This window comes from Paenibacillus sp. J23TS9 (genome assembly GCF_018403225.1).
GTDB lineage: Bacteria > Bacillota > Bacilli > Paenibacillales > Paenibacillaceae > Paenibacillus_AQ.
Genome location: NZ_BOSG01000003.1, coordinates 379,371 through 398,123, shown reverse-complemented (window position 1 = coordinate 398,123; position 18,753 = coordinate 379,371). Strand labels below are relative to the sequence as shown.

The following is an 18,753-nucleotide window of genomic DNA, read 5'->3' as shown; positions in this document are numbered from 1 at the left end:
GGATAAAAGAATGGAATCATTCATCGTGGAGGATATCATAAACCGGCAGACAGCCGTCGCTGTTGTCGGTCTCGGATATGTGGGACTTCCGATCGCTGCCGCTTTTTCCAAGCGGCTTCGGGTCATCGGTTTTGACGTGAATGCACGCAAGATCAGCCGCTATCAAAGCGGAATCGATGTGACCGGAGAGCTCGGAGACGAGGAAATCCAACGCTGCTCTATCGAGTTTACGTCGGAGCCGGATCAGCTGGACGCTGCCCGATTTTTTATTATAGCGGTGCCAACGCCCGTACAGAGCGGTAATGTGCCTGACCTCCAATATGTACAGGGTGCGAGCCGAATTGTAGGGAAGAAGCTGATCCGGGGATCTGTCGTTGTGTTTGAATCGACCGTTTATCCCGGTGTTACAGAGGATATCTGCATTCCAATACTGGAGGCGGAGTCCGGGCTTCGGTGCGGAGAGGATTTCAAGGTTGGATACTCCCCCGAACGGATCAATCCGGGAGATCAAGTGCACCGCCTCGACAACATTGTGAAGATTGTCTCAGGCATCGATGAAGAAGCGCTCCGCATCATTGCCGAAGTATACGAACTGGTCATCGATGCGGGTGTATATCGCGCGGCAAGCATCAAGGTGGCCGAAGCAGCCAAGGTGATTGAGAACGCACAGCGGGATATCAATATCGCATTTATGAACGAGCTGTCCATGCTGTTTCACCAGATGGGGATTGATACGCAGGAAGTGCTGGACGCTGCCGGAACCAAGTGGAATTTCCTTCACTTTTCACCCGGGCTTGTCGGCGGTCACTGCATTGGCATTGATCCATATTATCTGACTTACAAAGCCGAGGATACCGGGTACCGGTCACGGATCATACTGGCTGGGCGGCATATTAACGACGGCATGGGTGCTTACGTAGCCCAGCAGATCATTAAAGCGCTGGTGAAGCTGAAGCTGGATTTAAATGATGCCAAAATTGGCCTGCTCGGTCTTGCCTACAAGGAAAATTGTCCGGATATCCGTAACACGAAGGTGACGGATATCATCGCTGAGCTTCGGGATTACGGCATTCATCCGGTTATCGCTGATCCGTATGTTGACCCGCAGGAAGCGAGGGACGAGTACGGTCTTGAACTGTCGGAGCTGTCTGAAATGAAGGATTTGAACATGCTGATTGTTGCAGTCCCGCATGATGAATTTGCCCGGATGAGCTTTTCTGATATTAACCGGATGTTCAGCGGGAAGCAGCCAAAAGTAATGGTGGATTTAAAAGGGGTCTACAGCAAGGCCGAATTCGAGAATGAAGGCTACTTCTACTGGAGGCTATAATTCATAGATTGGAGAAGAGCGCCGGTGCTTGGAAGAAATAAGAAAAACATGAAAGAGGTGCTGACCTCTCCGCGTGCGGACAGACGCATTTTACCGGATGTTCCTGATCCGGAGCATATTCGGACTACCCCGGACCGCCGGGGTATGAAGGAAATGGAAGAGAAAGCGGAGCAGGACCCCGACTTGATATCAAAGCTCCGCCTTCTGAGTTTGCGGTATGAAGCCGATTTTGAGGTGCGCATCGCAACAAAGGGACAACGCAAGAAAAGAATGATGAAAGGACATGCCGTGGATATATCCTCCACGGGCATCCTGATTCGTCTGGATGATTCGAGGTCACGCCTAAGTCCCGGAGAATCGGTGCAAATCCGGTTCCATATTCCACCGGGCACGATGCCGGAGGGCTTCGAATCAGCCGTGAAGACGGATGCGGTAACGATCCGTTTATTCACACTCGAGGTAGAGGGTCACGTAGAGCAGATGGCAGCGTTTGAATTTGAGAAGCCGCTGACCGTCTATTTTCAAAAAAAGCGTTGGGGCTACTCCGTGTATACGGCAAGCGCTCTGCTGTTTGTCTCGGTTTTGTTTATCATGCTGCTGCGCGCGGAAAGCATTATCTATTTTAAATATAATTTGCTTTTGTACTTATACAGCCTGATTGCGGCGGCGTTTCTGCTGACACGTTATTTCTTCGGGGCGCTGTACCGTGATGTTCCGGTTAATCCGGACTACACGCCCGGCGTATCGATCATTATCCCCTGCTTTAATGAAGAGGAGTGGATTCATCGTACGGTTCTAAGCTGCATGAATCAGGATTACCCGGTGGACAAGCTGGAGGTGATCGTGGTCGATGACCGTTCGACAGACCGCTCGGTGGAAAGGATCCAGAAGACGATCGATCTGGTTCACCGCGAGGCTGACCGCTACCGGACCAAGGAGCGCCTGCGTCTGCATGTTCTGCCGGAAAATGGAGGCAAAAGGGTTGCACTCGTTGAAGGCGTGAAGATGGCGAAGCATGAACTGGTCGTGTTTGTGGATTCGGACAGCTTTCTCGACCCCCAGGCCATCAAAAATCTGGTGCAGCCTTTTCAGGATCCGCAAATGGGCGGTGTGGCCGGCCGGACAGATGTAGAGAATAAGTACACGAACTCCGTAACCAAACTGCAAACCGTCAGATACTATATTGCTTTTCGGATCATGAAGGCTGCTGAATCGTGGTTTGACAGCGTGACCTGCCTTTCTGGGCCGCTTTCCTGCTACCGGAAGGAACTGATCATCCAGCATTCCGAAGCCTGGCTGAATCAGAAATTTCTCGGACAGCCGGCTACCTTCGGTGATGACCGCAGCATGACAAACTATATTCTGAAGACGCACCGAACCGGATATCAGGACCGAGCGATCTGTTCTACGATTGTTCCGTCAGATATGGGTGTGTTTCTGAAGCAGCAGATGCGGTGGAAGCGTTCCTGGCTGCGCGAGTCGCTGCGGGCCGGGGGATTCATTTGGCGCAAGGAGCCCTTTATGGCGTTATTCTTTTATATCGGGCTGATCGTACCCATCGCGGCTCCCGTCATCGTGCTCTACAATCTCGTCTATGTGCCGGCAGTGCATCATATTTTTCCGACGACGTTTCTGATGGGGCTGCTGATGATGGCTATGCTCATGAGTTTGGCGCATCTGCTGTTCCGTAAGAGCAGGCTGTGGGTGTTTGGCCTGGTGTTCTGTGTCTTTTACGAGCTGGTGCTGCTGTGGCAGATGCCTGTCGCATGGGTGACCTTCTGGAAATCCACCTGGGGAACACGCGAGACGCCACAGGACATTGAAGCCCGCAACCGCAAAAAAGCGAGAAAGCAGCGAAAGAAGCACAAGCACAGGGATCGGAAAATTGATCTTCCGTTCTAACTCCTGCGCCAGACCGAAACTATAGAATGAGGTTATCCGAAATGAACAAAAAAACACGGAAAACCGTCCTGAATTACCAGCGTAAAAATCGCCGAAAACGGATCAAAACCATAATACAGCTGGCCATGTTAATGACCGCGGCCATTCTGCTGGTCCAGACCATTTGGTATACCAGGCATTATGAGGAGCCTGCCCAGGAGACATGGACGAACCATAACGGCTTTATCGCCTTGTCCTATTTTGGTGTGGACCGTGAGGGGACACCGAAGCTGGTTGCCAAAAGGCAGCTGGAGCAGCAGCTGAATACTCTGTATACCCAGGGCTACCGGACGATATCGCAGCAGGATGTCCTTGATTTTTATGAAAAGGGCAAGCCGCTGCCGGATAAGGCATTGTTTCTTTCTTTTGAGGATGGACGCAATGATTCCGCCTTGTTCGCCCAGCCGCTGCTGGAGAAGTATAATTTCAAGGCGACCTTCCTTTCCTATGCGAATAAAATGGGAAACAGTGACGGTAAGTTCGTCCAGCCTAAAGAAATGCTGAAGATGATGAAAAGCGGCTATTGGGAGCTGGGTACGAACGGTTACCGTTTGTCTTATATTAATATTTTTGATAAGGACGGCCGTTATCTCGGGCAGAAAACCGAGAATGAGATGCGCAGCAAAGGGAACATGGCCTACTATAATCATTATCTTATGGATTTTGTTCGCGATGAGAATATGATTCCGCTTGAGGACCGCGACCAGATGGACGCCCGCATAACGGATGATTATCAGAAAATGCAGACCATTTACACGGATAAGCTGGGTTTTGTGCCTAAGGTGTATATGATCATGCATGCCAATACGTTGTATGGGAGTATGAACCGGTTGGTTGCTGAAGCCAATGACGAGAATATCCGCAAGCTGTTTAGCATGCATTTTAACCGGGATGGCAATATGTATAACGATAGCAAAAAGAGTCTGTACGATCTGACCCGGGTGCAGCCGGAGCCCTACTGGTTTACCAATCATCTGCTGATGAAGGTTGAAAAAGATACCGGGCAGCCAATGAAGTATATTCAAGGTGACGGGAAACGCGCGGCCCGGTGGCAAACGATTAGCGGGGCTGCCGAATATATGGAGAATAAGATCGCCCTGACCTCTCCTCCAGGAAAAGAAGGCAGAATCGCACTGAAGGACAGCGATCGAAGTCCGGATCTCCGGCTCAGCGTCAAGCTTACCGGCAATGTGGTAGGTAAACAGATGGTGTATGTCCGTGATGATGAAAAGAAGCAGTCCTATGTTCGTGTCGTGCTGGACAATAACGAGCTTCGCGTTGAGCAGAAGAAGGCCGGACAAGCAGTGGAGATCCTGCAGAAGCGCAAGCTGGATACGGTGCAGTGGCAATCAACGGATCTGGCTTTAGACAAGGCGGGGGTGTACCCGCAGCAGGTTGCAACTTCGGGACTGAACACTTCAGAGGATGAGTATCCGGTCAATATCGAGCAGAATCGTAAGCTGGATGTGAATGTACAGGGCAGTACTCTGGATGTGAACGTGGACGGCAAGCCGCTTCTGGTGAATCAGCCTCTCGACGGGTCGATAGCGTCAGGCGGAGCTGCATTGGGTGCGGAATACAATAAGCAAAATACCAAGGACGATATATACGACGGTGTATTTGAAAGCCTGAAAATTGAAGCCCTGAAGAGAACGGACGGAAGCAAGGAGCTGCTGTTCAACAGCCGTTCTACCGGGCTGAAGGGCATTGCCGTTAAAATTCAAAACATAATGAATGCTTCCATCGACTGGGCGATCGATACCTTCTGAGGAATCCGGAAGTGAAGGGAAGTGTGAAAGGTGTCTAAACGAATGCTGACAAAACAATGGCTGGTTGCCTTATCCATTACGATGATTACAGCGATCACCGCCATTTATATGGGGGTCAAGGAACAGTTTAATCTGGATGAGAAACGGCCAGTGGTGGCGGTTCAGAAGGAACTATCTTCCTGGGTGGTAGACTGGCAGTGGAAATCGGGGCTTGAGGACTTCCGGCAGATCGCAAGCGGTTTTGGCAGTTTGCAGCTTTTTGCTGTGTATTTTGACGAAGCGGATCACTTGTATATGACGGATGAATTGAAAAAAGGGCTGCCGGAGATGCTGCAGTCCGCGAAGGATGCTTCCTCGGATAAGGTCTATTTGACACTGGTGAACGACCGCTATCTCCAGGATGGAACCGAGGTGCAGAAGGACCCGGATCTGGTGTCGCGCCTGGTCGAATCCGAAGCTGCCCGCAGCCAGCATATCGGAGATATAATGGATCTGGCTTCGAAGTACGGGGTACAGGGCGTAGAGATCGATTACGAAAAGATCAAGGACAGTGACTGGCAGCAGGTCAAGGCATTTTACAGCGAGCTGTACAAAAGACTGCATGAGCAGGGCAAGTCGCTGCGGATCGTCCTCGAGTCACGGGCACCGATCGAACAGCTGGATCTGCCGGGCGGGCCCGAATATGTCATGATGGCTTATAATCTGTACGGAACGCATAGTGATCCTGGACCGAAGGCGGATTACATCTTTCTCGACAAGCTGGCACGCCGGATGAACCATCTTCCTGGAGACAATGTCATTGCGATTGCAGTTGGCGGATTTGACTGGAGCGGTCAGGGGAAGGTGACAGCTGTTACTGAAAAACGGGCAGTGGAATTAACCCGGCGAGCGGCTACTCCGCCGGAGCGGGATCCGGCAAGCGGCAGCCTTCACTTTGAGTATGTGGATGACAAGGGAGAGAAGCATATCGTGTGGTATGCGGATGATTCTACGCTGACCGGATGGCTGGATACGCTGCGCCGTGACGGTTATGGCAAAGTGGCAATCTGGCGGCTGGGTGAGCTGAGCGAGAATTCACTCGCGAAGCTGAAGAGCTGGAGTGAAGGTAAATAGCAAAACATAAAATCCCCCTTTAACGGGGGATTTTTGCTGTTACTGAACTTAATAGATGTTAAATGGAAGTACGACGAGTTAGTGCTGGCGTTTCCCCCGGGCTCTCTTGCGGAGGACGGCGCGGCTAATGATAAGGAAAACGGGCGATCGAGACGCAGATTCCTGTTCCTCGATTCAACGATTCCCTTTATTGACAAATTCACACTGGAAACGTATATTCACTAAAACAACGGCATCGGTTATTAAGAAGCCTGTAGAGGCTTCATTTCTACGTATTTTTCAGACATCCGGGGTGTGGTTAAAATGAATGTATTGATTGGTTTGCTTTGCCTGATCTGGGGCTTTAACTGGGTATTTATGAAGCTGGCGAACGGGGTGTTTCCGCCGGTACTGTTTGCGGGATACCGATTTGCCCTTGGGGCCTTGGTGCTGATTGCCGTGTGTATGGTCCGGAGGGTACCGCTTCCCCGCATGCGTGATTTGAAGTGGTATATTCTTTGCGGTATTTTGCAAACGATGTATTTTAACCTGGCGATTCAATTATCACTGGAGGATTTGAGTGCGGGACTTACGTCGGTGCTTACCTACAGCATGCCGTTGTGGCTGACTCTGATGGCGCATTTCTGGCTTCCGGGCGAACAGCTCCGTCTGCGGAAGCTGCTGGGCATTGTGATTGGCATCATCGGGCTGTTTGTCGCCATGGATGCGCATTGGAGCGGGAGCACGCCAGCCCTGCTGCTGGCCGTATCCTCGGGACTTTCGTGGGCTATTGCCAATCTGTTGGTTAAGCGTAAGCTGGGGCACTGCGATATGCTTCAGTTCACAACCTGGCAGATGATAACCGGGGCGGCTGGACTATTGCTGTACTCGGTTACTTTTGAGCATGGGGAAAGCCATTGGGGCGTTATGCCTGCGGTGTATGTGCTCTTTTCGGGGATTGTCGGCTCGGCGCTCGCTTTCGTGATGTGGTCTTACATCCTGTCCAAGGTGGAAGCAAGCAGGGCTTCCATTTCATTGCTGCTGGTTCCTGTCATTGGTGTGGTTTCTGGCGTTCTGTTTTTGAATGAAAGCCTCAGTGTGATTACGGTGGCAGGTATTCTGCTTGTGCTCATGGGCATCTGGCTGGTAAACGGGAAGAGCCGGAGACAGGGGGCGGGAGTACAGACGGATTCCGGGCGGGATCAACCGGCATAGATCAGGGAATCGGAACAGTTAAAGCCATTAATATGAGTCAAAGGAGTGGTTATTATGAAATATCGCCGACTAGGAAACAGCGGTCTGGAAGTGTCTATTCTGGGCCTTGGCACGAATGCTTTCGGTAAACGGGCAGATCAGGACACATCTACCCGGATCATACACCATGCGATGGATCAGGGTATCAATTTCTTCGATACAGCCAATATTTATGCGGGTTCAGAGTCCGAACGGATTATTGGTGAGGCTCTGGTTGGCAGAAGACATGAGGTCGTGTTGGCAACCAAGGCCGGGCTGGTTAACGGAGAGGGTCCCAATTCCCGCGGATCATCGCGGTATCATTTGATGCAGGAGCTGGACCGAAGTCTTACACGGCTGAAGACGGATTATGTGGACCTGTACCAGATCCACACCTTTGACCCGAATACACCGCTGGACGAAACGCTCCGCACATTGGACGATATGGTGCGCGCCGGCAAAGTGCGTTATATCGGGGCTTCCAACTATGCCGCATGGGAACTGATGAAAGCGCTGGGCTATAGCGAGGCTAAAGGACTGAACCGATATGTGTCCACTCAGACAAGCTATTCGCTTGCTGACCGCACACCGGAACAAGAATTGGTGCCTGTGTGCCTGGATCAAGGCGTGGGAATTATTCCATATTTCCCTCTGGCAGGCGGTATTCTCACAGGTAAATACAGCTTCGCGGACCAGGCGCCTTTGAAGTCGCGTGCACAGACGGACCCCAGCTTCAGCCGGTTCATTAATGACCGGACGCTGACACTTGGGGAAGAGGTAAGCCGGATCGCCGAAGAGAGCGGATGCACGCCAAGCACGCTGTCGCTGGCATGGCTGATGGAGCAGCCTGTAGTTTCAACCGTTATCGTAGGTGCAACCCGCACGGAGCAGCTGGATGAGAACCTGAAAAGCGTAGAGCTGAACCCGGGTGAGGAGGCCCTGAGCAAGCTTGATGAGATCAGTGAGTCGTTCCGATACGGCAAACCCTTCGCGGCATATCGATTGACTTAGTTCTTTTTAAAGCATATCTCACGCAGCCATGTGCCCTGATATATACACAAAAACCACTCTTCGGAGTGGCTTTTTTTCGTAAAGATCAAGTCGCTCTTAAAGAAAACTTCGAAGCAGCGGAGCGGGCAAATCGATCCAAAAAAACGAAGTGGTCGCCTTTGTCCCCGAAATTAGCCGCTAAAATACAATTAAAGATATTTCGGGGACAACAGCGATTAGAGGGATGATTTGCATGCGGAGTGACACCATGACTAGGTTCTAGGGTTCAGGTACTTCTACAAGCAGCCGAGCCAATCCGAAGAGACACATCTAGTCATGAACCCATGCCCAGGCCCCTGCATAGCATATAGCACCACTTTGCAGCTGGGGAAGGATGTGAGCAAGAGATGGTCATTCATTTAACGGCAATTCATTATGTGTATCTGGCGTTCATTGTGTTTATCATGGCACTGCTGATCAAGCGGCGGGATACGACAATGATCTGCGTAGCAGGGATTTTAGCGCTGGGTATTTTGGCAACGGGTACGGTCAGCGGATCGATATCGGGTGTCTTTAACTCTTTTATTTATGCCACAAAAGAGCTGATGGGCACGATCATGATTATATCCATCATTGTAGCGATGAGCCGCGTGCTTATTCGCACAGGCATCAACGAGGCCATGGTCGCGCCGCTCACGCGCTTTCTGCGTACACCGGCACTGGCCTTCTGGGGTATCGGCATTATCATGATGGTCACATCCTGGTTTTTCTGGCCTTCGCCGGCTGTCGCATTGATCGGTGCCGTACTGCTTCCGGTTGCCATCCGGGTCGGATTGCCCGCGTTGGGGGCTGCGGTGGCAATGAACCTGTTTGGCCACGGTATCGCACTATCCGGTGATTATATTATCCAGGGGGCTCCCAAGCTGACGGCTGATGCGGCAGGGCTTCCGGTCACAAGCGTTATGGAAGCGAGCGTGCCGTTGGTTATCGTCATGGGACTCGTTACAACTGTAATCGCTTTCTGGATGATGCGTAAAGATATGAAGAACGGAACCTGGAGAGACGGTCTGGTTACGGTCAAAAGCACAGGGAACGTCCTCGCCGCAAATGGAGGGGAAGATGAACAGAATGTCATATTGCCATCCAAAGTGAAAAAAGGGCTGGCGCTTGCCATACTACTGCTTTTTCTTGCGGATGTAGTGGCCATGTTCGTGCTGAAGCTCCAGGGCGGAGATGCAACTGCACTTGTTGGCGGCACAGCGGTGCTCATCCTGATTGTCATTTCTTTACTCGCCCACAAAAATCAGGGCCTGGAGAAAATAACGACATATCTGATCGATGGCTTTGTGTTCGGCTTTAAAATTTTTGGCCCGGTAATTCCAATCGCAGCCTTCTTCTATCTTGGCGATGCGGCGTTTACAGATCTGTTCGGCAAAGTATTACCTGAGGCATCGCATGGAATCGTGAACGACCTGGGGGTGGCGCTGGCGGGCAGTGTACCGCTGAACGGTGCGGTCGGGGCAGTGACTTCGACCATCACAGGTGCCATTACAGGCCTGGACGGCTCCGGATTCTCCGGCATTTCGCTTGCAGGTTCTATTGCTCAGTTGTTTGCGGCTGCCACACATACGGGGGCGGCGACATTAACGGCGCTCGGGCAAATTGCTGCGATTTGGGTCGGGGGAGGCACGCTCATTCCATGGGCTCTCATTCCGGCGGCTGCCATTTGCGGGGTCAGTCCGTTCGAGCTGGCGCGTCGCAATCTGAAGCCGGTGCTCATCGGGCTTTCGGTTACAACGATTGTGGCCATGTTTTTGATCTGAATTTTCAAATCTCCACAGAAAAAAGCACGATTTCAATACCTATTGAAATCGTGCTTTTTATTCTAGTTTATGAAGGCATAGTCTCATACTTAGTTATTGTTACCTCGGGCTTCTCCGCCTTTTTTACCGTTCTCGCGGTAAAAATCCTTGTCATGGTTTTTGGAAGTGGCTTCTCCGCCTTTTTCGCCGATTTCCTGATAGAATTCTTTGTCATGATTACGTGCTGTTGCTTCTCCGCCTTTACGACCTGCTTCTTCTCTGGACATTTTGTCTGCCATGATTAATCTCTCCCTTTATTTTGTATTTTTGCAATAATCTATGTTATTGCTACGTTATTTATATAACCTCAACCGGTGTGGATCAAACAAAAACTTTCGTTTTTTTGATATTGAAAATGCTGGAAGTCCAGTTATGGAGACACCGTAATAAGTTCGATCCACCCCCGTCGCCTACTATTACCCATCTGGTCAGAATGCAATCGGAAAAGGAGGAAAGGGGCAATTTGCAGATTGACGCTAAAAATAGTTTTCGCATCAATAAAAGGAGTTGGACGGTATTTCACAAATACATATCCATAGAAATCTATAAGGTGGATGACTGGAACTGTATGCCATTTACGTCTATATAGCAGAGGAGCTGATACAGTGGATGGCAATGCGGACCGTTTAAGGGTGGAAAAGGCGCGTTGTGGAGATCAGGAAGCGTTTGGGGAGCTGGTGAAGCTGTATTCAAATGCGATCTACGGCGCGGCTTATGGCATACTGGGAGATTTTCATTTGGCACAGGATGTGGCGCAGGAGACGCTGATTAAAGCCTGGTACAAGCTGGAGCGCCTACGGGATCCTCATAAGTTTTCTTCCTGGGTTATCGCCATTGCACGGCGTGTGTGCCTGGATAAGCTGCGGGGAGAGCCGAACCCGGTTCAGCCTCTTGAGTGTGCAAGGGGACTCCCGTCACTACAGTCCCTCGAGGAGGATTACCAGGTTCGTTCCACAAGAACGGCGGTACGTGAGGCGCTGCATGAGCTGGATGAAAAATACCGCATTGTAACTGTAATGCATCACATCGGAGGCTATAGCGCCAGGGAGATCGCTCAGATGCTGGATCTGAAGGTGAGTGCGGTAGAGAGCCGTTTGCGGAGAGCGCGGCAAAAATTAAAAGAGGAGTTGTATGATATGGTCCATGACTTTTTGGAAGACAACCGGCTGGAGGAGCAGAAGTTTGAGAAAGAGGTGACCTCAAGGCTTAAATCCCTTTTCCATATGCAAATTCCGGTCAAAAACATGGAGGAATCCATTGCCTGGTACAATCAAAATTTAGGATTTGCGCTGAGAGAGAATTATGGAAAATGCGCATTTCTAGAGCTGCCAACTGGACCGCTTTTGATGCTGTGGCAGACTGCGGATGATACCTCTGCGAATTTCACAGTCGATGGAGGAACGATGCCGGTGCTTTTGTATGCCACGGATGATGTGCACGCCATGCATGATTCCCTGGCAAAGAACGGCGCCGTAATTACGCATTACAAAAATGAGGATTTCGGCTGGGTGCTTAAATTTATGGATCCAAACGGGAATATGTGGGGCGTCGTTCAAGAGCATTCAGGAAGCTAAGTCCATTATGATCTCATTAAATCCATATATTGACAAATTTTGAGTAACATGCTAATATCACGCTGTTAGTGCGCACTAACAACTGGTGAGAACAAGAGGATGGAGCATAGATGAACCAAAAGCTGAATAATAAAGACAGGTTGCTGGTGGCAGCAATTGATTTAATGGCAAAAAAGGGCTACAACGGCGTGTCGACCAAGGAAATTGCCGCTGCTGCCGGCTTGAGTGAGATGACGCTTTTCCGCCACTTTGGGACAAAGCGCTCACTGCTTGAAGCAGCGGTGGACCGCTTTCATGATACCGAGGATATGATTCAGGTATTTCAGGAGAAGCTGGTTTGGGATTTGCGGGCTGATTTGTATCTTCTCGCGGATCGTTATCATGAGATCATGAACCAGAACCGGAAGATGATTCTAATTGTACTGAAGGATGCCGAATTATCGGATGTGATGCATAAAGCCCAAAAGCATCCGCGGCAGCTCAAGGAAATGCTGATGGATTATTTTACAGCGATGCAGGAGCAGGGTAAAATGATTGCCACGAATGCGGAAGCACAGGCCATGACCTTTATGTGGATGAACTATGGGGCTTTCATGACCCATCTGCATCAAGCGGAGGCCATAACGAGCATCACGATGCAGGAATTTAAGGAGAGCAGCGTGGATTTATTTGTCAGGGCGCTAACGCCCTAATCAGGAGGCGGAGTTTCTAATGAATCAATCGCATGGTGAAAACAAGACTTCCGAGATAATACATACAGCAAAGCCGGTTGGCCTGTCTGCTGCTGCGGGCTTTCAAATTGGAGTAAGGAGGACACTTACCATATCCACTCAGGAGGCCTGGTCGCTGCTTATTTCTCCGGAAGGGCTGAAGCTGTGGATAGGTGAAATCGATAGCCTGGTGCTGGAACCGGGGCAGTCATTTGCTGCCACCAATGGTATTACGGGGGAGCTTCGTGTGGTGAAGCCTATGGAGCAGCTGCGGATGAGATGGCAGCGTATCGGCTGGAAACATCCATCCACGCTGCAAATCCGTGTTTTACCGGCATCACAGGGAAAGGCAACTATTAGCATCCATCAAGAGAAGCTGGAAGATATGCATGCGAGAGAGACAATGAAGGAGTACTGGGAACAGGTGCAGGACAGACTTAGAGAGCTGGCTGACAATAACAATCCGGGAAGATAAGAGGAGAAATATGATGATACACAGCATCAATAGGAAAAGAAGCGTCTACAGCTAGAGGAGTGATGATCAGATGAACCGGACGGACCGCTTATTAGCAATTGTGCTTCAACTGCAGGGCAGAAAAGTAGTAAGGGCCGAGGAGCTAGCCGCCCAGTTTGAGACCAGCGTGCGCACCATATACCGGGATATGCAGGCGCTAAGTGAAGCCAATGTCCCAATTGTGGGCGCCCCCGGCCAAGGCTATTCCCTGATGGAGGGGTACTTTCTGCCCCCGGTCAGCTTTACGGCCAGCGAGGCAGTGACACTGCTGCTGGGAGCGGAATTTGTGCAAAAGAAATTGGAGCCGAATTACGGAATCCATGCAGAGTCAGCACGGACGAAAATCGAGACTGTACTCCCAGAGCGGGTACGGATTGAAGCCGAGCAGGTGCGAGGGACCATGCGGCTGCTGTCGGCCCGGGAATCAGCCAGCAGCCGGAACGAGCGGATGAACTTGGAGATATTGCGGCGAGCCTTGCTTGAGCGGCGAAAGGTAGGCTTCCGGTATGTTAAAACTCGGTCGGGGCCGGATGGGAAAAGGGAAAGTATTCGCGTAGCGGCACCTTATGGACTTGTTCATGTACAGGGGGCATGGATGCTGGTTGCGGCCTGCGAGCTTCGGCAGGATATACGTCATTTTCGATTATCCCGGATGACGGAGCTGGAGCAGCTTGAAGTGGAGTATGAGCTTCCTCCCGAATTTCAGTTTGAGGATTATAAGCCGCCGGATGATCGCGGACTTGAGATCATCCTTCTTGCTGATATCAGCATCGCGGACCGGATTAGAGAGTCGGATAACTACTATATCGATGCTTTGGAAGAGCATTCCGGAGGACTACGGATCAAGCTTCGTGTCCGGCAGATCGAAGAAATCCTGTCCTGGGTGCTCAGTTGGGGATCCGGCATAAGAGTTCAAGAGCCGGAGTCCTTGCGCACACGGGTCATTGAAGAAGCCGAAAAGCTTCTGAAACGCTACTGACATAATGCTGTCAGTAGCGTTTTTGTATATTTATCTCAAGATCAAGTTCAAGGAGTGATTTGGAGATGAATACGCAAGAAACGATACAGAAGCTTGAAGGCTTAACACAGTATTACCTGAAAGAGCTGGAGCGCTTCAGCATGGAGGATTTAACTCGAAAACCGGGCGAGGATGAATGGTCGCTCGGACAAATGTACATGCACTTGATTAACGCTTCCTTGTATTTGCATTTACGGAACGTCCGCGCCTGCGCCTCTTCAGCTGAGGATGTGCTAACGGAAGGAAAGAAATCCGAGAGAGGGGAGGCCGCATACATGAACAATGAATTTCCACCGATAAGGATTCACGTTCCGCCATCCCCGGCATATACACCCAGCCAGCCTGACAGTAAGGAGCAGATCCGAGAAGGGCTTCTTAGCGTTGTAGCCGAGATGAAGAAAGCCGGACAGGTGGTGGAGGCCGCTCCCAAACAGAACAAGCTTATCCATCCGGGCTTTGGCGCTTTGAATGCAGCCGAATGGTTTATGCTGGTTGAAATGCATTACCGTCATCATCTGCGCCAGAAGGAGCGTATAGAGAGCTTTTTGGCGGAGTTGTCGCTGTAACGACAACCCGAAAAGAAACACCAGCGGACAGCCAATGCTGCTTTTCCGGTATGTCTTCATCCACGACGCCTAGTCCCGCTTAACCCTATACAATACGAAAGAAACCGTTCTTAGAAACGTAGGTCCACTACTATTTCTAAAGGAACGGTTTCTTTGTAATCCTTGTCAGCCCATGAATCGGGAAGAGGTGAATTTTGCTATCTTACAAGAGACTTGCCCTCATTCATCTTTGGACACATTCATGAATTAGGGGCTTATTATTTGCTCCCTTGTTGATCCCAGCGGTCATATGCAGCCTGATAGATCTCGACGATCCGGTCGCTGCCCATCTTCTTCACCTGGGCTTTGTATTTATCCCAGCCTGACATCGGTTCCTGACCCGTAACAAATTTAGCTTCCATCTGTTCAACATAATTGTTCAGATCGGAGAGCAGCGATGTAACCTCGGATTGTTCCGCTTCTGTCAGGAACACATTCGGATACGGCACCTTGGCATAAGGAATGATCTTCTCCTGGTTTTCCTTTTCGGCCCATTCGTCAATATCGCTTCTCAAGCCCTTCGACACTTCCGGCAGGCTGACGCCAGGCGTCGTGATTCCATAGTTCGGGGTAATCTTGCCGCGATAGTTCTCACGGTCGCCTCCGTCCGGAACAGGCAGCCATTCTTTCACATGATTTTCTTTGTCCTTATATTTCCAAAGCAGATTTTCCGGCCCTTGATTGAACAAAGTGGATCCTTCATAGTCATATTGGTAATCGACCCAGCGCATCGTTGCTTCCGGTGCAGGATTCGTGCCGGAGATCGCGAAGGTGCCGTTCTTGGAAATGCCAGAGGACTTTGCGGCAACCGGCGAATCCGGGAAGCCAGTTTTCAGCGGCGCCATGACTGGATTGGCGGTATTCGGTTCCCCGCCCAGCATAAAATACGGAAGCCAGTCGTTAAACAGGGCTACCTGATTGCTTTTCCCCTTGGCCTTTTTCTGTTCATCGGTTTGGGAGAAGGTTTCATGATCGAGCAAATTATCCGTCCACAGCCGGTTGAGGAAGGTAAGATATTCTTTGTATCCTTCCTCCTGCGGGGTATAATGCACTTTCCCCTGCTTGTCGGCATAATACACCTCATCATAAATACCCCAGAATCCGAGCATCTGCACGCGAATATCCTTCAGCTTGGTCGATGTCAGCGGGATTTCATCCGCCTTGCCGTTGCCGTTCGGATCCTCGGTCTTCACCCGTTTCAGGTAGTCATACAGCTCATCCGGCGTTTCCGGGAGCTTGGTTACGCCCAGCTTTTTAAGGAAACTTCCATTATAGTAAAGCGGGCTCTTATACCATACCGCGCCCTTATCAACATAAGGCAGGGCGTAAATATGTCCGTCCGGAGTCGTGATGGACTTTCTGACCTCCGGATTCTCATCTAACAGTTTTTTGATATTAGGCGCATACTCGTCAATCAGCTTTTCCAGTGGAATGAGCGTGCCCTGGCTGCCGTAGGTTACCTGTTCGGCTGGGGTCAGGCTGGCTGCATAGAAAATATCCGGTAGATCGCCGCTCGCAAAGATCAGATTCTTCTTCGTTTCGAAACTGTCCACGGGAACCGTCTGGAAGGTCAGCTTGATGTTCGAGCGTTTCTCCATATCTTTGAATACCTGCATCGTATCCCATTTCGCACTGCCTACATCAGGCGCGAACACAGACAGTGTAATCGGTTTTTCAACGATCGGGAAGCCTTCTTTAAGTACGTTTTCCGCCGTTTTGGACGCTTGTCCGCCGTCGCTGGCATCTTTGGAACTGGAACCGCATGCCGCCAAGAGTGAGGCGAACATGGACACGCATAGGATCATTGCCCACGGTTTTAAGTATTTTCTCATCAGATGATTCCTCCTGTTATCGTTGTGAGCCGACTTTAGCGTGAATGAGACTTTCCCCCCTTTGAAATGAGCTAAAGCCTAAATTCTTCGCCTACGCGGGAGCTCTGTTGTAGAAAGCCTTAGGATGTCAGCTGCTGAGCCCGAATAAATGTTAGCGTTTACAAAAAGTGTAGAGACACGATGCCTTAACGTAAATATGTCATTTTTGATATGTTAAATAGGAGTGCGGAATTGCCTGATATAGCAGCGTTTTCTTGGCCTCTATCCCATGCCGTAGGATATAAATAGTATGTCAAATATGCTTTCGGATAATAGAGATATCCGGCTACGAAAACCCGAAAGTATGAACCAAATGCATAATTCTGTGATGCTCATGGTTTATAACATGGAATCTATAACAGGCATTTTTCATATCTATACCCTTTACGGGATATCCTCTTTTTGGATCATTATATAATGGGGAGGCCCTTGATACAGGACAGTTGTGCGTAGTGCGGAAAATAGGCAAGATGCCTGCAGCATTTGTCCCCGGCTCAAATCCTGCCTGTCTCCCCTTGTTTTAACAATAAAATTTTGGGACAATAATGACAGATTGCCGGTTCTTTTCTGGTAAAGTAGAGAGGGACTGAATTTTAGGTTTTTGAAAAGAGGAAAGCAGCAATGAACAAACCATCCATTTATGGATTAACTCTCGACCAGTTGGCCGCATGGCTGGCTGAGCACGGGCATAAAAAATCAAGGGCGCTGCAGGTATGGGATGGGCTGTACCGCAAGCGTGTAACCGAATTCTCCGCAATGCCGGATGTGAAGCCGGAGTGCGAGGCTTTGCTGGGCGAGCATTTTGCTATTCAGACGCTGGAGGAGCACACCAAGCAGGAGTCTGCAGATGGCACGATCAAGTTCTTGTTCCGTCTTCAGGACGGCAACCTGATCGAAACGGTACTGATGCGCCATAAGTTTGGTCTTTCCGTATGTGTGACGACTCAGGTGGGATGTAATATCGGATGCAGCTTCTGCGCCAGCGGACTGCTGAGCAAAAGCAGGGATTTGACCAGCGGAGAGATTGTGGAGCAGGTCATGAAAGTGCAGCTGCATTTGGACCAGATGAACAAAGACGAGCGGGTCAGCCATATTGTCGTCATGGGTATCGGAGAACCATTCGATAATTTCGAGCATATGTCCAGCTTCATCCGGGTTATCCGGGATCATAAGGGGCTGGCGATTGGACCGCGGCATATCACCGTATCCACCAGTGGTCTTGCGCCGAAAATCCGTGAGTTCGCAGACAGCGACCTAGGCACCAATCTGGCGATTTCCTTGCATGCCCCGAATAATGAAATTCGCACGCGGATTATGAAGATTAACCGGGCATATCCCATTGAGCCGCTGATGGAGGCCATCGATTATTACCTGGAGAAGAGTAACCGCCGGATTACGCTGGAATATATTCTGCTGAAGGATGTCAATGACCAGCCGGAGCATGCGCTGGAGCTTGCGGAGCTGGTAGGCAGCCGGAGAAACCTGGCCAACGTGAATTTGATTCCTTATAATCCGGTTGACGAGCATAGCCAGTATCAGCGGAGCTCCCAGGAAACGATTACCGCATTCTACGATACGCTGAAAAAGCAAAATATCAGCTGTAGTGTACGTCTGGAGCATGGTACGGATATTGACGCGGCTTGCGGACAGCTGCGAAGCAAACAAATTCAGAGTGAACGCGGACGGAATGCGAAGACAAGTCATGCCGTAAATCAATAAAGAGTCAATAAAAAAAGCGCATCTCCCTATAGTAGGGAATGCGCTCTTTTTAATTTCCAGCCTCCCAGGGTTACCCTTGTGCTGCAGCAATAATAAACATGACCCAGCCTGCCAAAAAGGCTACGCCGCCAAGCGGTGTAATGGCACCCAGCTTCCGTATGCCGGTCAGACTCAGGGCATACAGGCTGCCGGAGAAGAGTAGGATGCCTGCCGCAATGAACCAGCCCGCCAGAATCACGAGTGATGCATGGTCTGTCATGCCTGCATAGAGTCCGATCAGTACCAGGCCGAGTCCATGGGCCAAATGATACTGAATGCCGGTCTGGTATGTTTTTAATTGGCTTTCGTTCAGCCGCTCCTTCAGGGCATGAGCGCCAAAGGCACCAAGCGCCACCGCGAGGAACAGCATGATACCGCCGAGTATAAGCATGGTTTTCAAGTCAAATCACCTCTTACGCCCATATTACCGATGGCAGGGCCTCGGCGTCAATGGCAGCGGAATATTCATCTCTTTTCCATTTACCA

At 50.4% G+C, this 18,753-nt stretch carries 15 protein-coding genes and 1 pseudogene; 13 read left to right on the top strand and 3 right to left on the bottom strand.

Annotation, left to right across the window (positions count from 1 at the left end; translation table 11 throughout):
• The first annotated feature begins 10 nt into the window (after window positions 1-10).
• From KJS65_RS20265 to KJS65_RS20235, 7 genes are all read left to right on the top strand, one after another.
• A complete protein-coding gene (locus KJS65_RS20265; protein WP_213651665.1) occupies window positions 11-1,330 on the top strand; it encodes a nucleotide sugar dehydrogenase in 1,320 nt (439 codons plus the stop codon).
• 48 nt (window positions 1,331-1,378) lie between these two features.
• Complete coding sequence (locus KJS65_RS20260; protein WP_213651895.1) at window positions 1,379-3,232, top strand: glycosyltransferase family 2 protein; 1,854 nt, start codon at window positions 1,379-1,381, stop codon at window positions 3,230-3,232.
• Between the two features lie 41 nt (window positions 3,233-3,273).
• Window positions 3,274-5,040: a polysaccharide deacetylase family protein gene (locus tag KJS65_RS20255; RefSeq protein WP_213651664.1), complete on the top strand. Its 1,767-nt coding sequence runs from the start codon at window positions 3,274-3,276 to the stop codon at window positions 5,038-5,040.
• Between the two features lie 42 nt (window positions 5,041-5,082).
• Window positions 5,083-6,153, top strand: a complete 1,071-nt coding sequence (locus tag KJS65_RS20250; protein ID WP_213651663.1) for a glycosyl hydrolase family 18 protein — start codon at window positions 5,083-5,085, stop codon at window positions 6,151-6,153.
• A gap of 303 nt (window positions 6,154-6,456) precedes the next feature.
• Complete coding sequence (locus KJS65_RS20245; RefSeq protein ID WP_213651662.1) at window positions 6,457-7,347, top strand: DMT family transporter; 891 nt, start codon at window positions 6,457-6,459, stop codon at window positions 7,345-7,347.
• Between the two features lie 54 nt (window positions 7,348-7,401).
• Window positions 7,402-8,376, top strand: a complete 975-nt coding sequence (locus KJS65_RS20240) for an aldo/keto reductase (RefSeq protein WP_213651661.1) — start codon at window positions 7,402-7,404, stop codon at window positions 8,374-8,376.
• 386 nt (window positions 8,377-8,762) lie between these two features.
• The gene (locus KJS65_RS20235) at window positions 8,763-10,178 is read left to right on the top strand and encodes a hypothetical protein (RefSeq protein WP_213651660.1); all 1,416 of its coding nucleotides are present in this window, start codon (window positions 8,763-8,765) and stop codon (window positions 10,176-10,178) included.
• Window positions 10,179-10,270: 92 nt separating this feature from the next.
• On the opposite strand, the pseudogene KJS65_RS20230 reads toward KJS65_RS20235, so the two are convergent.
• Window positions 10,271-10,456: pseudogene (locus KJS65_RS20230) on the bottom strand (KGG domain-containing protein); the annotation flags it as partial.
• Window positions 10,457-10,822: 366 nt separating this feature from the next.
• Between KJS65_RS20230 and KJS65_RS20225 the strand changes: the two are divergent.
• From KJS65_RS20225 to KJS65_RS20205, 5 genes are all read left to right on the top strand, one after another.
• Entirely contained in the window at window positions 10,823-11,791 is a 969-nt protein-coding gene (locus KJS65_RS20225; RefSeq protein WP_213651659.1) for a sigma-70 family RNA polymerase sigma factor, read from the top strand.
• Between the two features lie 110 nt (window positions 11,792-11,901).
• On the top strand, window positions 11,902-12,483 hold the full coding sequence (locus KJS65_RS20220; protein ID WP_213651658.1) for a TetR/AcrR family transcriptional regulator: 582 nt from the start codon (window positions 11,902-11,904) through the stop codon (window positions 12,481-12,483).
• 19 nt (window positions 12,484-12,502) lie between these two features.
• Window positions 12,503-12,976 carry an SRPBCC domain-containing protein gene (locus tag KJS65_RS20215; protein ID WP_213651657.1) on the top strand — a complete coding sequence of 158 codons (474 nt, stop codon included), beginning with the start codon at window positions 12,503-12,505 and terminating at the stop codon, window positions 12,974-12,976.
• A 70-nt stretch (window positions 12,977-13,046) separates the two neighbouring features.
• Window positions 13,047-13,994: a helix-turn-helix transcriptional regulator gene (locus KJS65_RS20210; RefSeq protein WP_213651656.1), complete on the top strand. Its 948-nt coding sequence runs from the start codon at window positions 13,047-13,049 to the stop codon at window positions 13,992-13,994.
• Between the two features lie 65 nt (window positions 13,995-14,059).
• A complete protein-coding gene (locus tag KJS65_RS20205; protein WP_213651655.1) occupies window positions 14,060-14,599 on the top strand; it encodes a DinB family protein in 540 nt (179 codons plus the stop codon).
• A gap of 257 nt (window positions 14,600-14,856) precedes the next feature.
• On the opposite strand, the gene KJS65_RS20200 is transcribed toward KJS65_RS20205, so the two are convergent.
• Window positions 14,857-16,470 carry a type 2 periplasmic-binding domain-containing protein gene (locus tag KJS65_RS20200; RefSeq protein ID WP_213651654.1) on the bottom strand — a complete coding sequence of 538 codons (1,614 nt, stop codon included), beginning with the start codon at window positions 16,468-16,470 and terminating at the stop codon, window positions 14,857-14,859.
• A gap of 660 nt (window positions 16,471-17,130) precedes the next feature.
• Here KJS65_RS20200 and rlmN point away from each other — a divergent pair.
• A complete protein-coding gene (gene rlmN, locus KJS65_RS20195) occupies window positions 17,131-18,228 on the top strand; it encodes a dual-specificity RNA methyltransferase RlmN (RefSeq protein WP_213651653.1) in 1,098 nt (365 codons plus the stop codon).
• A gap of 70 nt (window positions 18,229-18,298) precedes the next feature.
• On the opposite strand, the gene KJS65_RS20190 is transcribed toward rlmN, so the two are convergent.
• Window positions 18,299-18,667 carry a DUF423 domain-containing protein gene (locus KJS65_RS20190; RefSeq protein WP_136607354.1) on the bottom strand — a complete coding sequence of 123 codons (369 nt, stop codon included), beginning with the start codon at window positions 18,665-18,667 and terminating at the stop codon, window positions 18,299-18,301.
• Window positions 18,668-18,753 lie beyond the last annotated feature (86 nt).

Bases quoted from the DNA above. Each gene is read 5' to 3' on its own strand.
- KJS65_RS20265 (WP_213651665.1), top strand. From the start codon at position 11: ATGGAATCATTCATCGTGGAGGATATCATAAACCGGCAGACAGCCGTC.
- KJS65_RS20260 (WP_213651895.1), top strand. From the start codon at position 1,379: ATGAAAGAGGTGCTGACCTCTCCGCGTGCGGACAGACGCATTTTACCG.
- KJS65_RS20255 (WP_213651664.1), top strand. From the start codon at position 3,274: ATGAACAAAAAAACACGGAAAACCGTCCTGAATTACCAGCGTAAAAAT.
- KJS65_RS20250 (WP_213651663.1), top strand. From the start codon at position 5,083: ATGCTGACAAAACAATGGCTGGTTGCCTTATCCATTACGATGATTACA.
- KJS65_RS20245 (WP_213651662.1), top strand. From the start codon at position 6,457: ATGAATGTATTGATTGGTTTGCTTTGCCTGATCTGGGGCTTTAACTGG.
- KJS65_RS20240 (WP_213651661.1), top strand. From the start codon at position 7,402: ATGAAATATCGCCGACTAGGAAACAGCGGTCTGGAAGTGTCTATTCTG.
- KJS65_RS20235 (WP_213651660.1), top strand. From the start codon at position 8,763: ATGGTCATTCATTTAACGGCAATTCATTATGTGTATCTGGCGTTCATT.
- KJS65_RS20220 (WP_213651658.1), top strand. From the start codon at position 11,902: ATGAACCAAAAGCTGAATAATAAAGACAGGTTGCTGGTGGCAGCAATT.
- KJS65_RS20215 (WP_213651657.1), top strand. From the start codon at position 12,503: ATGAATCAATCGCATGGTGAAAACAAGACTTCCGAGATAATACATACA.
- KJS65_RS20210 (WP_213651656.1), top strand. From the start codon at position 13,047: ATGAACCGGACGGACCGCTTATTAGCAATTGTGCTTCAACTGCAGGGC.
- KJS65_RS20205 (WP_213651655.1), top strand. From the start codon at position 14,060: ATGAATACGCAAGAAACGATACAGAAGCTTGAAGGCTTAACACAGTAT.
- KJS65_RS20200 (WP_213651654.1), bottom strand. From the start codon at position 16,470: ATGAGAAAATACTTAAAACCGTGGGCAATGATCCTATGCGTGTCCATG.
- rlmN (WP_213651653.1), top strand. From the start codon at position 17,131: ATGAACAAACCATCCATTTATGGATTAACTCTCGACCAGTTGGCCGCA.